This is a genomic window from Deltaproteobacteria bacterium (genome assembly GCA_019308905.1).
Lineage (GTDB): Bacteria > Desulfobacterota > BSN033 > WVXP01 > WVXP01 > JAFDHF01.
This window is the reverse complement of the sequence record JAFDHF010000019.1, coordinates 25,728-43,447: the sequence shown is the minus strand read 5'-3', so window position 1 is coordinate 43,447 and position 17,720 is coordinate 25,728. Positions and strand designations below refer to the sequence as shown.

At 58.6% G+C, this 17,720-nt stretch carries 15 protein-coding genes, 2 tRNA genes and 1 other RNA gene; 4 read left to right on the top strand and 14 right to left on the bottom strand.

What is annotated here, in order from left to right:
- Window positions 1-2 precede the first annotated feature (2 nt).
- On the top strand, window positions 3-740 hold the full coding sequence (locus tag JRJ26_08420; GenBank protein MBW2057503.1) for an OmpA family protein: 738 nt from the start codon (window positions 3-5) through the stop codon (window positions 738-740).
- 144 nt (window positions 741-884) lie between these two features.
- Here the strand turns inward: JRJ26_08420 and JRJ26_08415 are convergent, their stop codons facing one another.
- The 14 genes from JRJ26_08415 to JRJ26_08350 form a co-directional block, all read right to left on the bottom strand.
- Window positions 885-1,886, bottom strand: coding sequence for a dihydroorotate dehydrogenase-like protein (locus JRJ26_08415; GenBank protein ID MBW2057502.1), 1,002 nt, complete (start codon window positions 1,884-1,886; stop codon window positions 885-887).
- A gap of 10 nt (window positions 1,887-1,896) precedes the next feature.
- Entirely contained in the window at window positions 1,897-5,481 is a 3,585-nt protein-coding gene (nifJ, locus tag JRJ26_08410; protein MBW2057501.1) for a pyruvate:ferredoxin (flavodoxin) oxidoreductase, read from the bottom strand.
- A 187-nt stretch (window positions 5,482-5,668) separates the two neighbouring features.
- Complete coding sequence (gene recR, locus JRJ26_08405) at window positions 5,669-6,265, bottom strand: recombination protein RecR (GenBank protein ID MBW2057500.1); 597 nt, start codon at window positions 6,263-6,265, stop codon at window positions 5,669-5,671.
- 57 nt (window positions 6,266-6,322) lie between these two features.
- A complete protein-coding gene (locus tag JRJ26_08400; GenBank protein MBW2057499.1) occupies window positions 6,323-6,637 on the bottom strand; it encodes a YbaB/EbfC family nucleoid-associated protein in 315 nt (104 codons plus the stop codon).
- A 25-nt stretch (window positions 6,638-6,662) separates the two neighbouring features.
- Window positions 6,663-8,360, bottom strand: coding sequence for a DNA polymerase III subunit gamma/tau (gene dnaX, locus JRJ26_08395; GenBank protein ID MBW2057498.1), 1,698 nt, complete (start codon window positions 8,358-8,360; stop codon window positions 6,663-6,665).
- Between the two features lie 21 nt (window positions 8,361-8,381).
- An RNA gene (gene ffs, locus JRJ26_08390) (signal recognition particle sRNA small type) lies at window positions 8,382-8,480 on the bottom strand.
- A 159-nt stretch (window positions 8,481-8,639) separates the two neighbouring features.
- A tRNA-Ser gene (locus tag JRJ26_08385) sits at window positions 8,640-8,733 on the bottom strand.
- A 157-nt stretch (window positions 8,734-8,890) separates the two neighbouring features.
- Window positions 8,891-8,980 (bottom strand) — tRNA-Ser (locus JRJ26_08380).
- A gap of 30 nt (window positions 8,981-9,010) precedes the next feature.
- Window positions 9,011-9,511, bottom strand: a complete 501-nt coding sequence (locus JRJ26_08375) for a nucleoside deaminase (GenBank protein MBW2057497.1) — start codon at window positions 9,509-9,511, stop codon at window positions 9,011-9,013.
- Between the two features lie 84 nt (window positions 9,512-9,595).
- On the bottom strand, window positions 9,596-10,552 hold the full coding sequence (locus JRJ26_08370) for an ABC transporter permease (protein ID MBW2057496.1): 957 nt from the start codon (window positions 10,550-10,552) through the stop codon (window positions 9,596-9,598).
- A 2-nt stretch (window positions 10,553-10,554) separates the two neighbouring features.
- On the bottom strand, window positions 10,555-11,307 hold the full coding sequence (locus tag JRJ26_08365) for an ABC transporter ATP-binding protein (GenBank protein MBW2057495.1): 753 nt from the start codon (window positions 11,305-11,307) through the stop codon (window positions 10,555-10,557).
- A gap of 1 nt (window position 11,308) precedes the next feature.
- Complete coding sequence (locus JRJ26_08360; GenBank protein MBW2057494.1) at window positions 11,309-12,526, bottom strand: hypothetical protein; 1,218 nt, start codon at window positions 12,524-12,526, stop codon at window positions 11,309-11,311.
- A 273-nt stretch (window positions 12,527-12,799) separates the two neighbouring features.
- Window positions 12,800-14,422, bottom strand: a complete 1,623-nt coding sequence (groL, locus tag JRJ26_08355; GenBank protein MBW2057493.1) for a chaperonin GroEL — start codon at window positions 14,420-14,422, stop codon at window positions 12,800-12,802.
- A gap of 114 nt (window positions 14,423-14,536) precedes the next feature.
- Window positions 14,537-14,737 (bottom strand): hypothetical protein, encoded by a 201-nt coding sequence (locus JRJ26_08350; protein ID MBW2057492.1) that lies wholly within the window; start codon window positions 14,735-14,737, stop codon window positions 14,537-14,539.
- A 67-nt stretch (window positions 14,738-14,804) separates the two neighbouring features.
- Here JRJ26_08350 and JRJ26_08345 point away from each other — a divergent pair, with 67 nt between their 5' ends.
- The 3 genes from JRJ26_08345 (at window position 14,805) to JRJ26_08335 (ending at window position 17,717) form a co-directional block, all read left to right on the top strand.
- Window positions 14,805-16,007 carry a hypothetical protein gene (locus JRJ26_08345; protein ID MBW2057491.1) on the top strand — a complete coding sequence of 401 codons (1,203 nt, stop codon included), beginning with the start codon at window positions 14,805-14,807 and terminating at the stop codon, window positions 16,005-16,007.
- A 68-nt stretch (window positions 16,008-16,075) separates the two neighbouring features.
- Complete coding sequence (locus JRJ26_08340) at window positions 16,076-17,398, top strand: hypothetical protein (protein MBW2057490.1); 1,323 nt, start codon at window positions 16,076-16,078, stop codon at window positions 17,396-17,398.
- A complete protein-coding gene (locus JRJ26_08335) occupies window positions 17,316-17,717 on the top strand; it encodes a dual specificity protein phosphatase family protein (GenBank protein ID MBW2057489.1) in 402 nt (133 codons plus the stop codon). Before JRJ26_08340 ends, JRJ26_08335 begins: the two co-directional genes overlap by 83 nt.
- Window positions 17,718-17,720: the final 3 nt, after the last annotated feature.

Genomic DNA, 17,720 nt, shown 5'->3' with positions numbered 1-17,720 from the left:
TCATGGTGCATAAGTACGGGAGGTGGATTTTTCTAGTGACGATATGCTTGGGCCTGGCCATGGCGGGTTGTGCTCCAAAGAAAAAGGCGGGGATCCCCATCGGATTGCAGGCCCAGTATGACGAAGCAAAGAGTCTCTTTCAGCAGGCAACGGAGGTGGGGGCCCGAGAGTGTGCACCTGTGGAGTACGCGGAGGCTCAGGTCTACCTGGAGCGGACCGCCCACGAGTGGGAAGAGCAGGACTACGCCGATGCGGCAAAGTGGATCGCGGTGATCAAGCAGAAATCCATGGAAGCCATCGAAAAGTGCAGGCCAAAGGAGGTCCCTCCGCCAAAGGAGGAGGTCGCTCCGGCAAAACCCGCTCCGCCCCCTGAGAAGCCCAAGGAGGCTGCCAGACCGAGCTTTGCCTTTGCCCCTGTCTACTTTGACGTTGGGAAGGCGGATATCCGTTCAGACGCCATCGTAGTGCTCGATCGAATCGGCATGATCCTCCAGCAGAACCCATGGCTCAAGATCGAAGTGGCCGGCCACTCAGACTCGGGTGGAAGCGAGGAGGCCAACATGGAGCTCTCTCTCAAGCGGGCCAAGAGCGTTGCCACCTACCTCATGGACCACTTCGGCATCTCTCCTCATCGGCTGAAGGTGTTGGGCTACGGAGAGTCGAGGCCGGTTGCCGACAACTCCACCAGAGAGGGCCGCCGTATGAACCGGCGAGTCGAGTTCAGGGCCATCGAGGAATAAGGCTGGGCCTCAAGGTTCCCCTTGTTTTAGAAGAGACTCCGAATCTCTCAGGGTTCGGGGTCTCTTTTTTTGGGAATCGCCTTGTCCGGTTGCGGATCTCCTGAAGGAGGAAGCTGGCAGCGGCTCCCAGGAGGGAAACTCCCCTCAGACCTTACTGGTCCCCCCGAGGAGAACCCGAGTGTAGTTGGCCCGTTCAAAGGATGCCGGGTCAGGAGACCTGAGAAGGTTCATGCTCCCCCGCATCTGTTCCACCGATTCGTAGCCGTGTTTTTCCATCCAGGAGGCCATCTCGTCCCTGACCTTCCCCAGATACTCAGGACCGTTTTCGAGCAGAGCCGACACCATCTGTACCCCGTCGGCTCCGGCCATGACGGCTTTCACCGCGTCCACGGCGGTGTGAACCCCCCCGGTCACACCCAGGCAGAGCCCCACCCGGCCCGAGAGAATGGCGAGCCAGCGCAGTCGCAGGAGGAGCTCAGAGGAGTCTGATAGACGCAGCCTGGGCACGACCTCGAGCTCCTCCACATCGATATCGGGCTGGTAGAAACGGTTGAAGATGACCAGCCCGTCGGCCCCGACCGCTTCGAGGCGCCTGGCAAAATTCGGAAGGGAGGAGAAGAAGGGTGAAACCTTCACTGCCACCGGAATCTTAACGGCAGCCTTCACAACCCGGGCGGCCTCGATCACACGATCCTCCAAGACCTCTCCCCTCTGTTCGGGGTCCGTGGAAAGGAAATAGGCGTTGAGTTCCAGCCCGTCGGCTCCGGCCTCCTCACACCTGCCCGCGTATTCCGCCCACACATTGGCTGAAACCCCGTTGAGAGAGGCGATTACGGGGACGCTCACCGTCTCCTTGATCTTCCGGATCCGCTCCAGATACTGGTCAGGCCCGGTGACAGGGTATTCCCGCCTGTTGGGATAGTAGGTGAGGGCCTCGGCAAACGATTCTTCAGGGATCTCCACATCCTGGACTTCCCGCAGCTCCTCGGCCAGGATCTGTTCCTCAAAGAGGGAGTGAAGGATGACCACCGGGGTTCCCGAATCCTCGAGACGCCGCACCGTATCGAGATCCTCTACCATGGGAGAGGCCCCCGGCATCAGGGGGTGCGGCAGCTTCATTCCGAGATAGGTGGTAGAGAGATCCATGCTTTTCTCCTCATCGATCCGGGGTCTCATCAGGGCCCGGACCGGCAAGCTTGAGGCGGCTGAGCTGCTCGTAGAGGGCGTAATGATGCCTTACCTCCTCCTGGGCCTTGGAGGCAAGGGTCCTTGCCCGGTCGGGGTCGAGTTTCTGGAGCATTCGATAGCGGGTCTCGTTGTAAATGTAGTCGGTCAGAGGCACCTTCGGAGACCCCGAGTCGAGCTGAAGAGGGTTCAGACCCTGAGCCTTGCGGCGAGGATCGAACCTGTACAGGGGCCAGTAACCGGAATCCACGGCGAGTTTCTGCTGTCTCCCCCCGTAGGCCAGGTCGTAACCGTGGGCAATGCAGTGGGAATATGCAATGATCAGCGAGGTTCCAGGGTAAGACTCGGCCTCGATGAAGGCCTTCAAGGTCTGCTGGTCTCTCGCCCCAAAGGCAACCCTTGCCACATAGACGCTTCCATAGGTCGCGGCCATGAGCCCCAGGTCCTTCTTTGGAATCGCTTTTCCCGCCGAGGCGAACTTGGCGGCCGCACCCATGGGCGTGGCCTTGGACTGTTGCCCCCCTGTGTTGGAGTAGACCTCTGTATCGAGGACCAGTATGTTGACGTCACGACCCAGGGCCAGGACGTGGTCGAGCCCCCCGTAGCCGATATCGTAAGCCCAGCCGTCCCCGCCGAGGATCCAGACGCTCTTCTTGACGAGGTAGTCGGCCAGGGTCTCGAGCCATCTTGCCTGGGGCGCATCGATCCGGGCAAGCGCCTTTCTCAAGGCCGCAACCCGCTCTCGCTGTGCCCGGATGCCGGCCTCGGTCGACTGGTCGGCCTTCAGGATTCCCGTAACCAGGTCGTCGCCCACCTGGGAGGCCAATCCCTGGAGGAGTTCCCTGGCCTGCTGGATGTGCATGTCGAGGGCCAGGCGCATGCCCAAACCGAACTCGGCCACGTCTTCGAAAAGGGAATTGTTCCACGTGGGACCCCGGCCCTCCGCGTCGGTCGTATACGGGGTTGTGGGGAGGTTTCCACCATAGATCGACGAACATCCGGTGGCATTTCCAATGAGGGCCCGGTCCCCGAAGAGCTGGGTCAGGAGCTTGACATAGGGGGTTTCACCACAGCCCGGGCAGCAGCCCGAAAACTCGAACAGGGGCCGCAGAAGCTGCGAGTTTTTGACATCCATCTTCAACTGCGTCCGATCAGGCTCTGGCAGTCCGAGGAAAAACTCCCAGTTGACCCTCTCCTGGTCTCTCAGGGGAAGCTGAGGCTCCATGTTGATCGCCTTGTGCTTCGGGTTTGTCTTGTCCTTGGCCGGACAGGTCATTACACAGAGCCGGCACCCCGTGCAGTCCTCGGGAGCCACCTGAACGGTAAACCTCTTTCCCTTGAATTCCTTGCCCTTCGCCTCGACCGATTTGAAGGTCGGAGGAGCGTCCTTCAGATGCTCGGGATCGTACACCTTGATACGGATGCTGGCATGGGGACAGACAAAGGCGCATTTGCCGCACTGAATGCAGATCTCGCTGTCCCAGACAGGAATCTCCAGGGCCGTGTTCCGCTTCTCCCACTGGGAGGTACCCGTAGGCCAGGTGCCGTCCACGGGCATGGCACTCACGGGCAGTTGGTCGCCCTTACCCTCGATCATGACAGCCTCCACCCGCTTCACGAAGTCAGGGGCCTTTTCCGAAACTATGGGCGGGCGAGTGCGGGCGGCCGTAACCCGGCCCGGTACCTTGACCTCATGGAGGTTGGCCAGGGTGGCGTCCACAGCCTCGAAGTTCTTCCGCACCACCTCATCTCCCTTCTTGCCGTAAGTCTTCTGGATGGCCTCCTTGATCTTGGCAATGGCCTCTTCCCTCGGCAGAACCCCCGAGATGGCAAAAAAACAGGTCTGCATGATGGTGTTGATCCGCACCCCCATGCCGGTCTTTCTGGCCACATCATAGGCGTTGATCACGTATGCCCTGAGATCCTTCTCTATGATCTGCTCCTGCACCTCCCGGGGAAGATGGTCCCACACCTCATCCGGCCCGTAAGGTGCATTGAGAAGAAATACGGCCCTGGGAGCGGCGTAGTCGAGCATATCGAACTTGTCGAGAAAGACGAACTGGTGACAGGCGACAAAGCTCGCCTTCTTGATGAGATAGCTCGACCGGATGGGACGCGGGCCAAAGCGCAGATGGGAAATAGTGATTCCTCCGGACTTCTTTGAGTCGTAAACAAAATAACCCTGGGCATAGTTCGGAGTGTCTTCACCGATGATCTTGATCGAGTTCTTGTTCGCCCCAACCGTGCCATCGGCTCCCAGCCCGAAGAAGACGGCCCGTACCACGTCGTCGGGCTCGATGTCGAAGTCCGGGTCAAAGTCGAGAGAAGTATGGGTTACATCGTCGTTGATCCCGACGGTGAAGTGGTTCTTGGGCCTCTCCTTTTCGAGCTCTTCGAAGACCCCCCTCACCATGGTAGGGGTGAAATCCTTGGAAGACAGGCCGTACCTCCCGCCGATCACCTTGGGATCCTCGGCCATGGGCGAGATACCCTGATTCCTGGCCTCCCACAGGGCACTCACCACGTCCAGATAGAGAGGCTCGCCGACGGCTCCCGGCTCCTTTGTCCGGTCCAGCACGGCCAAGGCCTTTACGGTAGGGGGCAGGGCGGCGATAAAATCCTTGACCGAAAAAGGCCTGTAGAGACGGACCTTCACAAGACCCACCTGATCACCCCTGGCAACCATCCAATCCACCATCTCGTGAGCCACCTCGGCTCCCGACCCCATGGCGACGATCACCTCTTCGGCCTCGGGATGGCCCACGTAGTCGAAAAGCCGATACTCCCGGCCCGTGAGACGGGCAAACCTGTCCATCGTCTCCTGGACGATTCCGGGACAGGCCATATAGAAGAGGTTGCAGGCCTCCCGCGCCTGGAAGAAGGCGTCGGGATTCTGAGAGGTGCCCCGGATAATGGGATGGTCAGGGCTGAGAGCGCGCTCCCTGTGGGCCTTGACCAGATCGTCGTCGATCATCTGGCGGAGGTCGTCATCGCCTAGTTCTTCTATCTTGGCCACCTCATGGGAAATACGAAAACCCTCGAAGAAGTGGAGAAAGGGTACTCTGGCCCTGAGGGTCGAGGCGTGGGCTATACAGGCCATGTCATGAGCCTCCTGAACCGATCCGGAGGCGAGCATGGCAAACCCTATCTGCCGGCATGCCATCACATCGGAGTGGTCTCCGAAAATCGAGAGGGCGTGGGTGGCTATGGTCCTGGCGGAGACGTGCATGGTATAGGCGGTGAGCTCCCCCGCAATCTTGTACATACTCGGAATCATGAGTAGAAGGCCCTGGGAGGCAGTGAATGTCGTTGTCAGCGCTCCGGCCTGGAGTGACCCGTGAACAGCGGCCGCAGCACCGGCCTCGGACTGCATCTCCGTCACACTCGGCACAGTGCCCCAGATGTTTTTCCTACCATGGGCCGACCACTCGTCGGCGAATTCCCCCATGGGGGACGAAGGCGTGATCGGATAGATAGCGATCACCTCGCTCAGGCGATGGGCAACAGAGGTGGTGGCCTCGTTCCCATCGACGGTGACAATACGTCGTTCAGGCATCTCAATCCTCCTAACAGGGATTTGAACCTTGGTGATGAGGCGGCAGGAATCTGTTTCTGAAGGTGCCGGATCCCAAGGGGTAAAGTCAGGTACAGGGTCTATTCGGTCTTCCAATCCCCGTTGAAAATACTATCACAGGCGGCGATGACTGCCAAGAACCGAGGGGGGAGAAGACGAAGAAAATCCCCTACATCTCTTTTCGTCCCTCCATGGCCATCGAGAGGGTGACACTGTCCGCGTATTCGATCTCGCTGCCCACAGGAACTCCCGAGGCGATCCTGGTGACTCTGATACCCAGGGGCTTTATCAATTGGGTCAAATAGACCGCCGTTGCCCCGCCCGCTCTGGTAGGGTTTGTGGCGAGGATCACCTCCCTGACCTTCCCCTTCTCCAGCCTTTCCATGAGCTCCTTTATCTTGAGCTGCTCCGGCCCCACTCCCTCCAGGGGACGGAGAGCCCCATGGAGAACATGGTACTTCCCTTTGAAGGATCCCGAGCCTTCGATGGCAAGCAGATCGTTGGGCTCCTCGACCACACAGATCACCTCATCGCTCCTCTCCCTGTCTCTGCAGATGGGACACGGGTCTTCGTCTGTCAGGTTCTGGCATTGACTGCAGAGGCGGATCTTTTCCTTCACCTCCATGATCGCCGAGGCCAGAGCCCCGGCCTCTTCCCTTGAAGAACGAAGAATATGGAAAGCCAGCCTCCAGGCTGTCTTCCGTCCTATCCCGGGAAGCCTTGAGAAGGCTTCCACGAGCCTGTCGATGGATGGAGCCTGCTTCACCGCGACCCCCGAGACATCCTACCGGCGCCCAACCATGCGGGAATCTCCGCCTGTTTGCTAGAAAAGACCGGGAATACTCAAACCCCCGGTGAGCTTCTTCATCTCTTCGGCCACCATCTCCTGGGACTTCCGTATCGCCTCATTGACGGCGGCGACAATGAGATCCTGGAGCATTTCGACATCCTCTAAGTCGATTACTTCCGGATCGATCGTCACGGAGAGCACCTCCTGTTTCCCATTGATCACCACCGTAACCATCCCTCCCCCAGAGGAGGCCTCCGTGGTTTTCTCGGCCATCTCCTCCTGGATACGGCCGAGCTGGGCCTGCAGCTTCTGGGCCTGCTTCATGATTCCAGCCATTCCTTTTGTCATGCCAATCCTCCGCCTCTTCTGTCATTTACGGCTCGGAAGAGGTGTCGACCTTGACCTCCTCCACTTCTCCCTCAAGGATCTCCAGAGCATCCTTGACTATGGGACTCTCCAGGACTTCCCTCCTCATACGGCGCTCCCTGTCGGCCTCTCGGTCTCTTTTTCTCCTGGAGGAAGCTCGGGAAGCCTCTCCCATGATGGAGAAGACGGGCTGGAGATCTCTGTTGAAATAGGCCCGGGTCAGTTCCGCCACGGCCCGCCTGTTCGGTTCCTCCTGCACCTGATCGTAGTAGAAGGACCCCTTCCTGAACCCGATCTCCATGACCCGATCGTTCAGGGCGAGGAGCCTGCCGTGGGAAAGGAGAGCTCCGAGCACCGGGTTTTCCCCGTTGGCAGACGCGAGAAAGCCCTTCCACGTCTTCTCGAGGTCTTCAGACAGGGCGGACGCGCCCCGCCCCTCGCCGTCTCCCTCGGCCCTCTTCGTACCGTCTGACTCCGGCAGGGCCTCTGCCTGTCTGCCAGCCCCCAAACCTTCCCGCCCGGCTTCCCCGGGCCGCTCGCCCGGAGCGGTACGGGTCCCTGTCAGACGGTCCTCAAGGGCCTCGAGTCTCTTCAGAAGCTCGTCCACGGCCACCACGGGTTCCATGTCGACCATCTTCAATAGGGCCGTCTCCAGAATAAGCTTGGGGAAAGGGGAACGGGAAAGATCCCCGTCCACCTGGAGGAGCAGATCAAAGCACTGCTGCAGCCTCCGCAATTCCAATCCCTCGGCCTGGCCCTTGAGCTCGTTGATTTCACTGCCGGGCAGATCGAGCAGGTTTTCGGGATTTTCCGCAATGTGGACTATCATGAGATTTCTCAAATGATTGAGAAGGTCTCTTGAAAACTGGCGAAAATCGTAGCCGTACTGATCGAGGCTGTTCAGGACTTCGAGGCAACCCCGGCCGTCCTGATTGGCAATGGCCAGGGAAACCCTGTACAGGAGCTTCCGGTCCACAATACCCAAGACCTCGGCCACATCCTCATCGCGGATTTCGTTACCTGCAAAAGAGACGACCTGATCGAGCAGACTCTGGGCGTCTCTCATGCTTCCCTCGGCCTGCCGGGCAATCAACTGGAGGCCCTTCGCACTGATTCCGACTCCCTCCCGCTCGGCAATCTCCTCGAGTCTCTCCATCATTCCTTTCAGGGGAATTCGCTTGAAATCGAACCGCTGGCACCTGGAGAGAATCGTAAGGGGGATCTTGTTCGGCTCGGTTGTGGCGAAGACGAAGACCACGTGACCGGGCGGTTCCTCCAGAGTCTTCAGAAGGGCATTGAAGGCCTCGGGAGTAAGCATGTGGACTTCGTCTATGATGAAGATCTTGTACCGCCCTCTGGCAGGAGCGTACTTCACCTTCTCCCTGAGTTCACGGATCTCGTTGATCCCTCTGTTGGAGGCTCCATCGATCTCGATGACGTCCATGGAGACGCCCGAAGAGATTTCCTGGCAGGAATCGCACTTTCCGCAGGGAACAGGCGTCGGTCCGGTCTTGCAGTTAAGGGCCTTTGCAAGAATCCTGGCAGCCGAAGTTTTCCCCACTCCCCTGGGGCCGGCAAAGAGCAGGGCATGGGCCACGCGGCCCGCCCTGATGGCGTTCTGGAGGGTGCGGGTCACCTGGTCCTGGCCGATAACCTCCTCGAAGACCTGAGGCCTGTACTTCCTGGCAAAAACGAGGTACGCCATGGGATTTTCTCATAGGGGGTTGATAGCCAGGCACCCCTGCGGCACACAAAAGGGATTACTACCGCTGCTTCCTTCCGGACCTGACGGGGTTCGTAATCTTTTGTTGCGCAGGACCCGGCTATCAACGGGGCAAACACCGAAAACGTTCAAAACGTTCGAACCGTGAAGGGACGATAAGAACCGCAGCAGGAGAGCAGGCGCCCATCATGGCCTCCACGAGTCGAACGGACGTCAGTGATCGAACGGGCAAAGCGATTGAACGACTCGAACGACTCAATATGGCGGAGAGAGTGGGATTCGAACCCACGGTGCGTTGTTTAGACGCACACACGATTTCCAGTCGTGCCCCTTCGGCCAACTCGGGCATCTCTCCGTGGATCGGCATTCCGCATTCTCCAAAACGTTCAAATCGTTCGAGCCGTTCGAATGGCAACGGAACAGCCAAAACTCTTGTCGAGGAGCAGGCGCCTCCACTTCCTTTCATGAGACGAACAGCAAAACGACTGAACGGCTCAAACGACTCGACAGACCGGAGAGGGTGGGATTCGAACCCACGGTCCCCTGTCAGGGGGACAGCCGATTTCGAGTCGGCCCCGTTATGGCCACTTCGGTACCTCTCCCCGCGCCGTCTCCCTTCCATCGGGTTTCTGTCACACCACGGTGGAACTCCAGCCCCTGAATTCGGAACCGATCCTCCCCCTCTTCTCCCTGAAAAAGGACTGCACCACCCCGCGGCACTCCTCGGCCAGAAGCCCCCCGACAACCGTGATTCTATGATTGAAAAGAGATGAATCGAGAAGGGCCAACCGGGATTGCACCATCCCGGTCTTCTCCTCGGGAGTCCCGTAGACGAGTCTCGCAATCCTCGCCTGGATCATTGCACCGACACACATGGCGCACGGCTCCACCGTCACATAGAGCGCGGACCCCGGAAGGCGATAGTTCCCGAGTCTCCTCGACCCGCTCCGGAGCACGAGGATCTCGGCGTGGGCAGTGGGGTCACAGGTCGACACGCACCGGTTGTGATCCCGGCCGATGACCTCCCCTCCTAAAACCAGAACCGCGCCCACCGGAACCTCCCCGGCCCGGGCTCCTTTCCAGGCCTCCTTGAGGGCCATTTCCATAAACCGGAGATCATCGGGCCGAGCCATGCAAACCATCCCTGGGAGACTGACAACTGGCTAAAAATACTCGAACCTTCGGGGACTTGTCAAGTACCGAACCTCGCGGCCCTGTCAGAGGGATCGAATCTCTTGGCGCATGAAGACGACATAGGATATGGCGAAACAGACCGCCGTGATAGCGATGAGCGAGATGATGTAGGGCAAGACCAAGAGGATGCTCTGGTCGAGTGAGAGGGGACCTGAAAAACGGGACAGGGATATCCTCTCCATGGGCCCCATGAGGACGATAGAATGGGTGGTCTTCTTGGTTGGATCGATGATCGTAGCAGTGGCCTCGGTGTAAAGCTCCATGGGCGAGATGAGGCTGAACCCTTTCTCGATCCGGGCGCGGCGGATAATCCCCTGAGGAGTCGACTCACCAATCTGTGGCGTCATCGCATTGGCCACCACACTCGCCCCGAGGGAGACGAAAAAGGAGAAGAAGATCCACATTGCAAAAGCAGCCAGAGCCGACGTGGCGATGCTCCGAAAGAGAATCGAGAACAGGATCGCCACCCCCAACCAGAAGGAGATATAGATGATGCTTATCACCAGGTAGATCAATATCCTCCAGATCTCCTCGGCTCCGGGAACGACGCCCACCATCTTCAGGCCCAAACCCGTGACCACCAGGACGATGGAGATCATCATGATGCTGATCGTCACCACACCGGCCAGAAACTTCCCGTTGATAACCGCATCCCGGTAGATCGGCTGGGATAGGATCTTGCTCAGTGTCCCCTCGTTCCTCTCCCGGTTGATAGAGTCAAAACCCAAGACAAGTCCGATCCACGGTCCAAACAGGGCCACGAATTGAACCAGGGAGAACAAGGCCCCCCGGGAGGTGAAAAGCATGAGAAATACGAACCGCGGCTTCGCCACGCCCTCCAGCTCGTGCTTGATGTTCAGACCCACCATGTAAGCCGTTATGAGACTGACCATGGCTATCAATGTGAAGAGAATCATGAAGCGGTAGCTCGAGAAATGATCAGCCAGCTCCTTCCTGAAAATCGCCCTTATCCCGCTCACCTCTAAGCCTCCTGGAAATACTTCATGTAGACCTCTTCGAGACTGTACTGCTCCGTCCCTATGCCCAGCTTCTCCCTGGCCAGCCGATCCATGGGTCCCTCGGCAACGAGCTTCCCCTTGATCATGATCCCGACCCGATGGCATATCCTCTGCACCTGGTGCAACAGATGTGAGGAGAGGACCACCGTCATCTTCCTCTCCCTGGACAGCCTCTCGATCAACTCCATCATCCACTTGGTCGCGTCGGGATCCAGCCCCAGGGTGGGTTCATCCAGGAAAGCCAGCTTCGGCTCCTTGATCAGCAGCTCGGCTATGCCCAGACGCTGCCTCATACCCCGGGAGTACGCCCCGACTTTCTTGTGAGCCTCGGCTTCGAGGCCGACCGTACGGAGAGCCTCTTTGATGCGCTCCCGCGCCACCTCGGGCGATAGACCATTGAGCTCGGCCAGAAACTCAAGGGTCTGTTGCGCATCGAGATCCCCGTAGAACCCCGTGTTCTCGGCCAGGTACCCGGTCATCGCCTTGACCTTGATCGGATCGCGGGTGGGGTCGACGCCCACTACCCGGGCCCAACCACCACTCGGCTCTGTCAGGCCCAAAAGCATCAGAAGGGTCGTCGTCTTGCCGGCCCCATTGGGCCCGAGAAACCCGAACACCTCGCCCTCCGATACCTTCAAGGTCAACCCGTCAACCGCCACCTGACCATTGTAGATCTTGGTCAACCCCTCGGTCTCTATGATCGCTCGATCTTCCATCTTACCGCCTTCCCAGCCAACGGAACAGACCCGTCAAACCACCGATCACCACAACGATGATCCCTATGCCTATCCATCCCCACGCAGCCGATGCCTTGACCGTCACCCTGAACTCCAGATTCTTGGAGGCCTTCTCTCCGTCTATGTTCACGCCGACCGAGTAATCCCCCACCAGCGCCTCCTGGGCGGGTGTTATCGTCACCTCGATCTGCTTCAGATCGCCGGGCTCTATGGCCGCGATCTTTTCAGGCTTGAATTCAACCTTCCAGTTCTCCGGCTTGAAAGAGACAAACTTTATGTCATGATTGGTCGCCGACCCCGTGTTCTTCACATAGATCGACATATTGGCGGGCTTGCCCTGTCTCGCATCCAAGGAGAGCAACCCGCTCGGAGTACCGGCCTCGAGCTTGTACGTTCCGGTTATGTTTACCATGAGCTTTGCCTCGGCCTTGGCATCCCCTGAACTGACCCGGATATTGACGGGGTACTTCCCGGCCTTGGCCAAAAGCGACGGCTTCACCTCCACGGCTACGGTCTTGCTCTGGTTCGACTTGAGCCTCACGCTCGATATATACTTCGACTCGTAGGCGGGCTTGAAATTTACCTCCCATCCCTCAGGCCCCTGGGCCCACAAATCGAAGACCGCATCCTTGTCCAGCTTGCTCTCCACCTCTACCGAAAACTCGAACTTCGCATCCGAAGGACCCCGCAGCACCGGGTACGAGGTGGTCAGTTTTATCCCGCGAGATTCCTTGGTCCCCTCCTTCTTCTTGCTCACCTTGACCAGTATGGTCCTGGACATCTTGAACACCCCGTCCGGGGTCTGGGCCGCCACCTTGAACTCATACTCTCCCGGTTTCACCTCCTTGTCGGGTTCGGCCTCGAAGGTGAGAGTCTTGTCGTCGTCAGGAGGAACATGGACCCCCATGACCGTGTACCGGTAGGTCTTGATCCTTGCCTTCCAACCCTTGGGCACGGAGACCAACCTCACGTCGATGGTCTCATCCGACCGCCCGCGGTTGTAGAAGATCAGATCCATGCTGACATCTTCTCCTTCGGGAACCTCGACCCCAGGATACTCGGCAGCCATCTCTACCAATCGAGCGGGCTTTTTCTCCTCATGGTCATCCTCGCTTGCTGCCACAGGCCGCCCGCTCAAAACCAGCCCCACCACAATCAGAAAAACCAAAAAAATCCATCCGAACCCTACTCTCCGCATGCTCCTCCCTCCTAGCATTGTTATTCGGCCTCCCAAGCCAAACAAACAGGACTACTAGATAACCACCATTACCCCATCCGTGTCAAGCCTAAAAGATCAGGGAAATCCTCTATCTTCGTCCCCTACCCCCTGGTGGCTGCCCCGGGGCTTCGGCTCTCCGAAGCGACCTTCCGGCCCTCCCCCGGCTCCTTCTCCCGAGCCGGGCGAACGGCTCAGACAATACGATCTCCCCTCCTCTGGGACATTCCACTGCCGTCGGTCGCCACCGGCCGGCTAGTACATTCCACCCCCGGAAGACCCGGGAGCAGCCGGTGCCTTCTCCTCTGGCTTCTGGGCCACCACCGCCTCGGTGGTGATCATGAGAGAGGCAACGCTCGCCGCATTTTGGAGGGCAAGCCTGACCACCTTGGTGGGATCTATTATCCCTGCCGCAGCCAGGTCGGCATACTCTTCTTTTGCCGCATCAAACCCGAAAGCCCCCTTCTCTTTCTTCACCTTCTCCACGACGACAGACCCATCGTGGCCTGCATTCACGGCGATCTGTCGGGTCGGCTCCTCCAGTGCGCGCTTGACGAGATTGACCCCGATAGCCCGATCGTCTTCAAACTTCAGATTCTCAAGGGCCTCGACGCACCGGAGATAAGCCACACCCCCACCCGGCACGATACCTTCTTCAACGGCTGCACGGGTGGCGTTCAGCGCGTCTTCCACCCTCGCCTTCCGCTCCTTCATCTCTGTCTCCGTCGCAGCCCCCACTTTGATGACCGCCACACCCCCCACGATCTTAGCCAGCCGCTCCTGGAGCTTCTCACGGTCGTAGTCCGAGGTCGTCTCCTCGATCTGGGCACGGATCTGCTTCACCCTCGCCTCGATGTTGCTCGCCGAACCCGCTCCTTCCACGATAGTGGTGTTCTCTTTGTCGATGTGCACCCGCTTTGCCTGGCCCAGATCCTCTATCCTCACGTTTTCGAGCTTTACCCCCAAGTCCTCCGATATCACTCGGCCTCCGGTCAGAATGGCGATGTCTTCAAGCATCGCCTTCCTCCGGTCTCCAAAACCCGGAGCCTTGACGGCTGCCACCCGTAAGGTACCTCTGATCTTGTTCACAACCAAAGTGGCAAGGGCCTCCCCCTCCACATCCTCGGCGATGATGAGGAGAGATTTGCCCGACCTGGCCACGGTCTCCAGCAGAGGCACCAAGTCGTTCATACTGCTGATCTTCTTCTCGTGGAGCAGGAGGTAAGGCTCCTCCAGTTCGACCTCCATCTTCTCCGAATCCGTCACGAAATAAGGGGAGAGGTAGCCTCTGTCGAACTGCATGCCTTCCACCACATCGAGGGTCGTCTCCATGGATTTGGCCTCTTCCACGGTGATTACGCCCTCCTTGCCCACCTTGTTCATGGCCTCTGCAATGATATTGCCGATCGTCTCGTCGTTGTTGGCCGAAATCGTCCCCACCTGGGATATATCCTTCTCCTCCTTGGTGGGCTTGCTCAACTTCTTCAGCTCTTCCACGACCACCTCGACAGCCGCATCGATACCCCGCTTTACGTCCATGGGGTTGGCGCCTGCCGCAACGACCCTGAAGCCCTCCCTGCAGATCGACTGTGCCAGAACCGTCGCCGTTGTCGTGCCGTCTCCGGCCGTGTCGCTCGTCTTACTGGCCACCTCCTTGACCATCTGGGCACCCATGTTCTCGAACTTGTCCTCCAGTTCGACCTCTTTGGCCACCGTCACGCCGTCCTTGGTAACGGTGGGAGAGCCCCACGACTTCTCGAGCACCACGTTACGGCCCTTGGGACCCAGGGTCGCCTTCACCGCCTCGGCGAGGATATTCAAACCCTTCAGGATCGATTGCCTGGCTTCCTCGTCAAACTTGATCTCCTTGGCTGCCATCGCCGTTCCTCCCCTTTGCCGTGATTCTGGCTCCGGGCCTCCCTTGCACCGGAGAAGCTCCCGGAACCTTATCCCTTCCCCATGCCTTGGTGGTCTTTCGTCGATCTCACACTTTTATCTGCTAAGATAATCATCCCTCTTGGCCCTGTCAAATCGGATTCGAGCAGGGTCTTCCCTGAGGCCCATGCCCTTGTAATCCAGGTAGAAACGGGCATTCATCGGGATATGAATGGGTAGAGGGTCCTCCTTGACAGCAATCAAATCGATAACTAAATTTTTGGAGAAATGGTTCGTTTTTTTCACTATTCCGGCCATATGGATCCCTCTGGTTTTCGGGCCTTCTCGTTTAGCGCTACCCGGCCTTTGACGAGACGCAAGGCCGGTGAAAGATCAAACCTATGTGGGCGGGAGGCGGGCCATGAATATCGCCATGATGTCAGCATGGAACACGGATTCCGGGGTTTCGGTCCATGCCGAATTGATCGGGCGGGCCTGGGTGGAGATGGGACACGACCTGAAGGTATTCTCCTTCTCCGCCTCTGACTTTCATGGGACCGCCATAGTCGGAAAAGACGAAGATTATGTGGTCAGGTGTTTTACCACATCGAGGTGTCGCCGGCCCTATCTCGACCCGAGGCCGATTCTGGCTTCCAATTACGAGGTCCTGGTGGTCCAGGATCTGGGCATGTTGCCAATGGACGAGTTGGCCAAGATATTCCACCGCATCCGGGCAAAGGCGAGCACCGTCCATGTGGTCCACGCCAACGGACCTTCCCCCGACCCTTCCTTCTACCAGTTCGACTGGGACCGAATCGTCTGCTTCGATCACAGGTATGAGGAGTTTCTGCGGGAATACTATCCGGAAGAGAGTATCTCCGTAATCCCCTTTCCCTGCCACCCCATGAGGAGGGGCGACCGCGGTGAGGCCAGGAGAAGGCTCGGGCTTCCCCAGAAGAAAAGGATCGCCTTGATCTTCGGCCAGAGGCTGAAGGAACACGTCCCGATCCTGCCGCTGCTCTCCGAGGTCGCATCCCATGTTCCTCTCCTTGTGCTCTTCGTGTCTCAGAAGGATCTCGACGAGCTGGTGGGGATACGGGGGTTCGAGATGGAAGTGCGAAAGGAGTCGCCCTCACTCGAGAGACTCTACGATTACCTGCACGCCGCAGACGTGCTGATCCTTCATCGCCGCCCGTCTGATGGGGTGGTGGTCTCCAGCACGGCTTATCAGTGCCTCGGGTCGGGCTGCCCGATTCTGGCTGCAGCGTCGAACTTCTTCGAGACCCTCGGAGATGCGGTGATCACCTATTCAGGACCTCGGGAATTCAAGGATTCGCTTCTAGACATACTCCACAGGGGCAAGAGGTTTGAAACCTCCCAGAGGGTCCTGGAGGATTTTGTGGGTGCAAATTCGGCCGAAGTGGTGGCCCGCCGCTATATCGAACTCTTCCAAGCGCTCAAGATGAGGAGAGAGGAATCCCTTTCCCATCAGATCTCCCGGATCGTGGCGCAGATCGGCTCAGCCGCCTTTGCCCGGGAGGCAGTGGGATCACGGACGGGCCCGGGTCACCTCCGCATCTCTCCTTGAGGAACCGGTCGAGAGGTTGCACGACGGCAGCAGGCCGCTGCCCGAAGGTGAAAGGGGGTGTAAAGAATATGATCTCCTTTGTATCGACCTTTCCTCCCATCCTGTGCGGAATCGGGACGTATACCCGCTATCTGACCAGCCACATGCCTCCAGACAGATGGAATGTCATCTCCTTTAGGCTCGACGAACTCTCGAGATGCGAGGATCGGCTCCAGGGGAAAGACCCCCAGGTGGACTTTTTCATCTCCCTGGAGCATCCCTCTCTTCCGCCTCTTCTTCGGGGCGACCTCCTGTGGTTCCAGCACTCCTTTGGCATGTGGGGCCGGGTAAATACCCATTTCATAAAGCTGATCGGGGAGGCAAAAGAGAGGGGGAAAAAGGTGGCTGCGAGCTTTCACACCATCCACTTCCAATCCCCAGAGACCCACTGGGGCATGGACAGAAAGGAATGGGAACTCCTGGTGGAAGCTCTCCCCCTCCTCGATCTCGTAACGGTTTTTACTCTGGGGGCTTACCGGGCGGTGGTGGATGCCTTTCCCCAGTACCGGGAAAAGGTGATCGTTCTGAGGCATGGGGTCCACAGATACCCGAAGGTGGCAAAGGAAGAGGCCAGACAGAGACTGCTGAATTACCTCGTCGACCACTCCCATATCCCGAAAAGGCAGAAGGCCGAGCTCAAGGGAATATCGGCCTCCTTGTTCTCGAAGGAGACGGTTTTGCTGGGAAACTACGGTTTTATCACACGAGACAAGGATCCACTCCGACTCTACGAAGTGGGGAGACTCGTGCAGGAGAGGCTCCCTGGTCACCGGGTGGTGACTATCTTCGCGGGAAAGATCCAAGAGAGGAAAGACAGGAACAGGGAGGCGAGCCTGCCGGTCCTCGAGAGCCTCCGGGCCGTACATGACGGCAAACAGAACCTCTTCTTCGAGGATTACATCCCCGAGAGCATCCTGCCATTCGCCTTCAGGGCTCTGGACTTCGCGGTTTTTTGGTGTCATAATGCCACTCAGTCAGGACGGATGGCCCACGCCCAGGGCACGGGGGTAACCGTGGTCGGCCGGAAATGGGAGGGAGTGGGCGAAACGCTGGAGCTGGCCGGCCTGCCGGCTCTAGAAACCGCGGACGAACTGGCGCAAGTGATAGCCGAGATTGTGAGAGAGCCGGCTTTGGCCGAGCAGATGGAAAAGTCGAATGCGAGATATGCGGATCGATACTCCTTCGCCCGCCAGGCTGAAAAACACCTGTTGTACGAGGAAGCCTTGGAGGCTGGCATGAGAATTGCCGCCCCTGTTCCGAGGAGGATGGATGACTTTCGTGCTGGAGAGATTGGCCCTGGGAGATCTCGAAGACCTGGAGAATCCCGCCCGGGGGGTAGGATCCATACTTAACGTCGCCGAAGAGGTCGATGTGGACCCTCCCCGGTGCAGGTATAAGAAAATACCCCTCACCGACGGGCAACCCATCCCCGTGGAGAGGCTCATTGAGGCCGTAGAGTGGGTTCGGGAGAGGATTGCATCGGACAGGGTCCTGGTAGCCTGTCACTACGGGGTAGGAAGGTCCGCATCTGTGGTCATCGCCTATCTCTGCAGCGTCGGATTCGGATACGGAGAGGCCCTGGATTTCGTCTCGTCCAAGAGGCCCAGAGTGGATCCGGTCCCTCACCTTGAGCAGACGATCGTGGAGATTCTTGGCCATCCGGAGGATTAGTAT

Coding starts and splice junctions, on each gene's coding strand:
- JRJ26_08360 (MBW2057494.1), bottom strand. CDS start 12,526: ATGCGGAGAGTAGGGTTCGGATGGATTTTTTTGGTTTTTCTGATTGTG.
- dnaX (MBW2057498.1), bottom strand. CDS start 8,360: ATGGCGTACCTCGTTTTTGCCAGGAAGTACAGGCCTCAGGTCTTCGAG.
- JRJ26_08415 (MBW2057502.1), bottom strand. CDS start 1,886: ATGGATCTCTCTACCACCTATCTCGGAATGAAGCTGCCGCACCCCCTG.
- groL (MBW2057493.1), bottom strand. CDS start 14,422: ATGGCAGCCAAGGAGATCAAGTTTGACGAGGAAGCCAGGCAATCGATC.
- JRJ26_08375 (MBW2057497.1), bottom strand. CDS start 9,511: ATGGCTCGGCCCGATGATCTCCGGTTTATGGAAATGGCCCTCAAGGAG.
- JRJ26_08420 (MBW2057503.1), top strand. CDS start 3: ATGGTGCATAAGTACGGGAGGTGGATTTTTCTAGTGACGATATGCTTG.
- JRJ26_08365 (MBW2057495.1), bottom strand. CDS start 11,307: ATGGAAGATCGAGCGATCATAGAGACCGAGGGGTTGACCAAGATCTAC.
- JRJ26_08335 (MBW2057489.1), top strand. CDS start 17,316: ATGACTTTCGTGCTGGAGAGATTGGCCCTGGGAGATCTCGAAGACCTG.
- JRJ26_08350 (MBW2057492.1), bottom strand. CDS start 14,737: ATGGCCGGAATAGTGAAAAAAACGAACCATTTCTCCAAAAATTTAGTT.
- JRJ26_08400 (MBW2057499.1), bottom strand. CDS start 6,637: ATGACAAAAGGAATGGCTGGAATCATGAAGCAGGCCCAGAAGCTGCAG.
- JRJ26_08340 (MBW2057490.1), top strand. CDS start 16,076: ATGATCTCCTTTGTATCGACCTTTCCTCCCATCCTGTGCGGAATCGGG.
- nifJ (MBW2057501.1), bottom strand. CDS start 5,481: ATGCCTGAACGACGTATTGTCACCGTCGATGGGAACGAGGCCACCACC.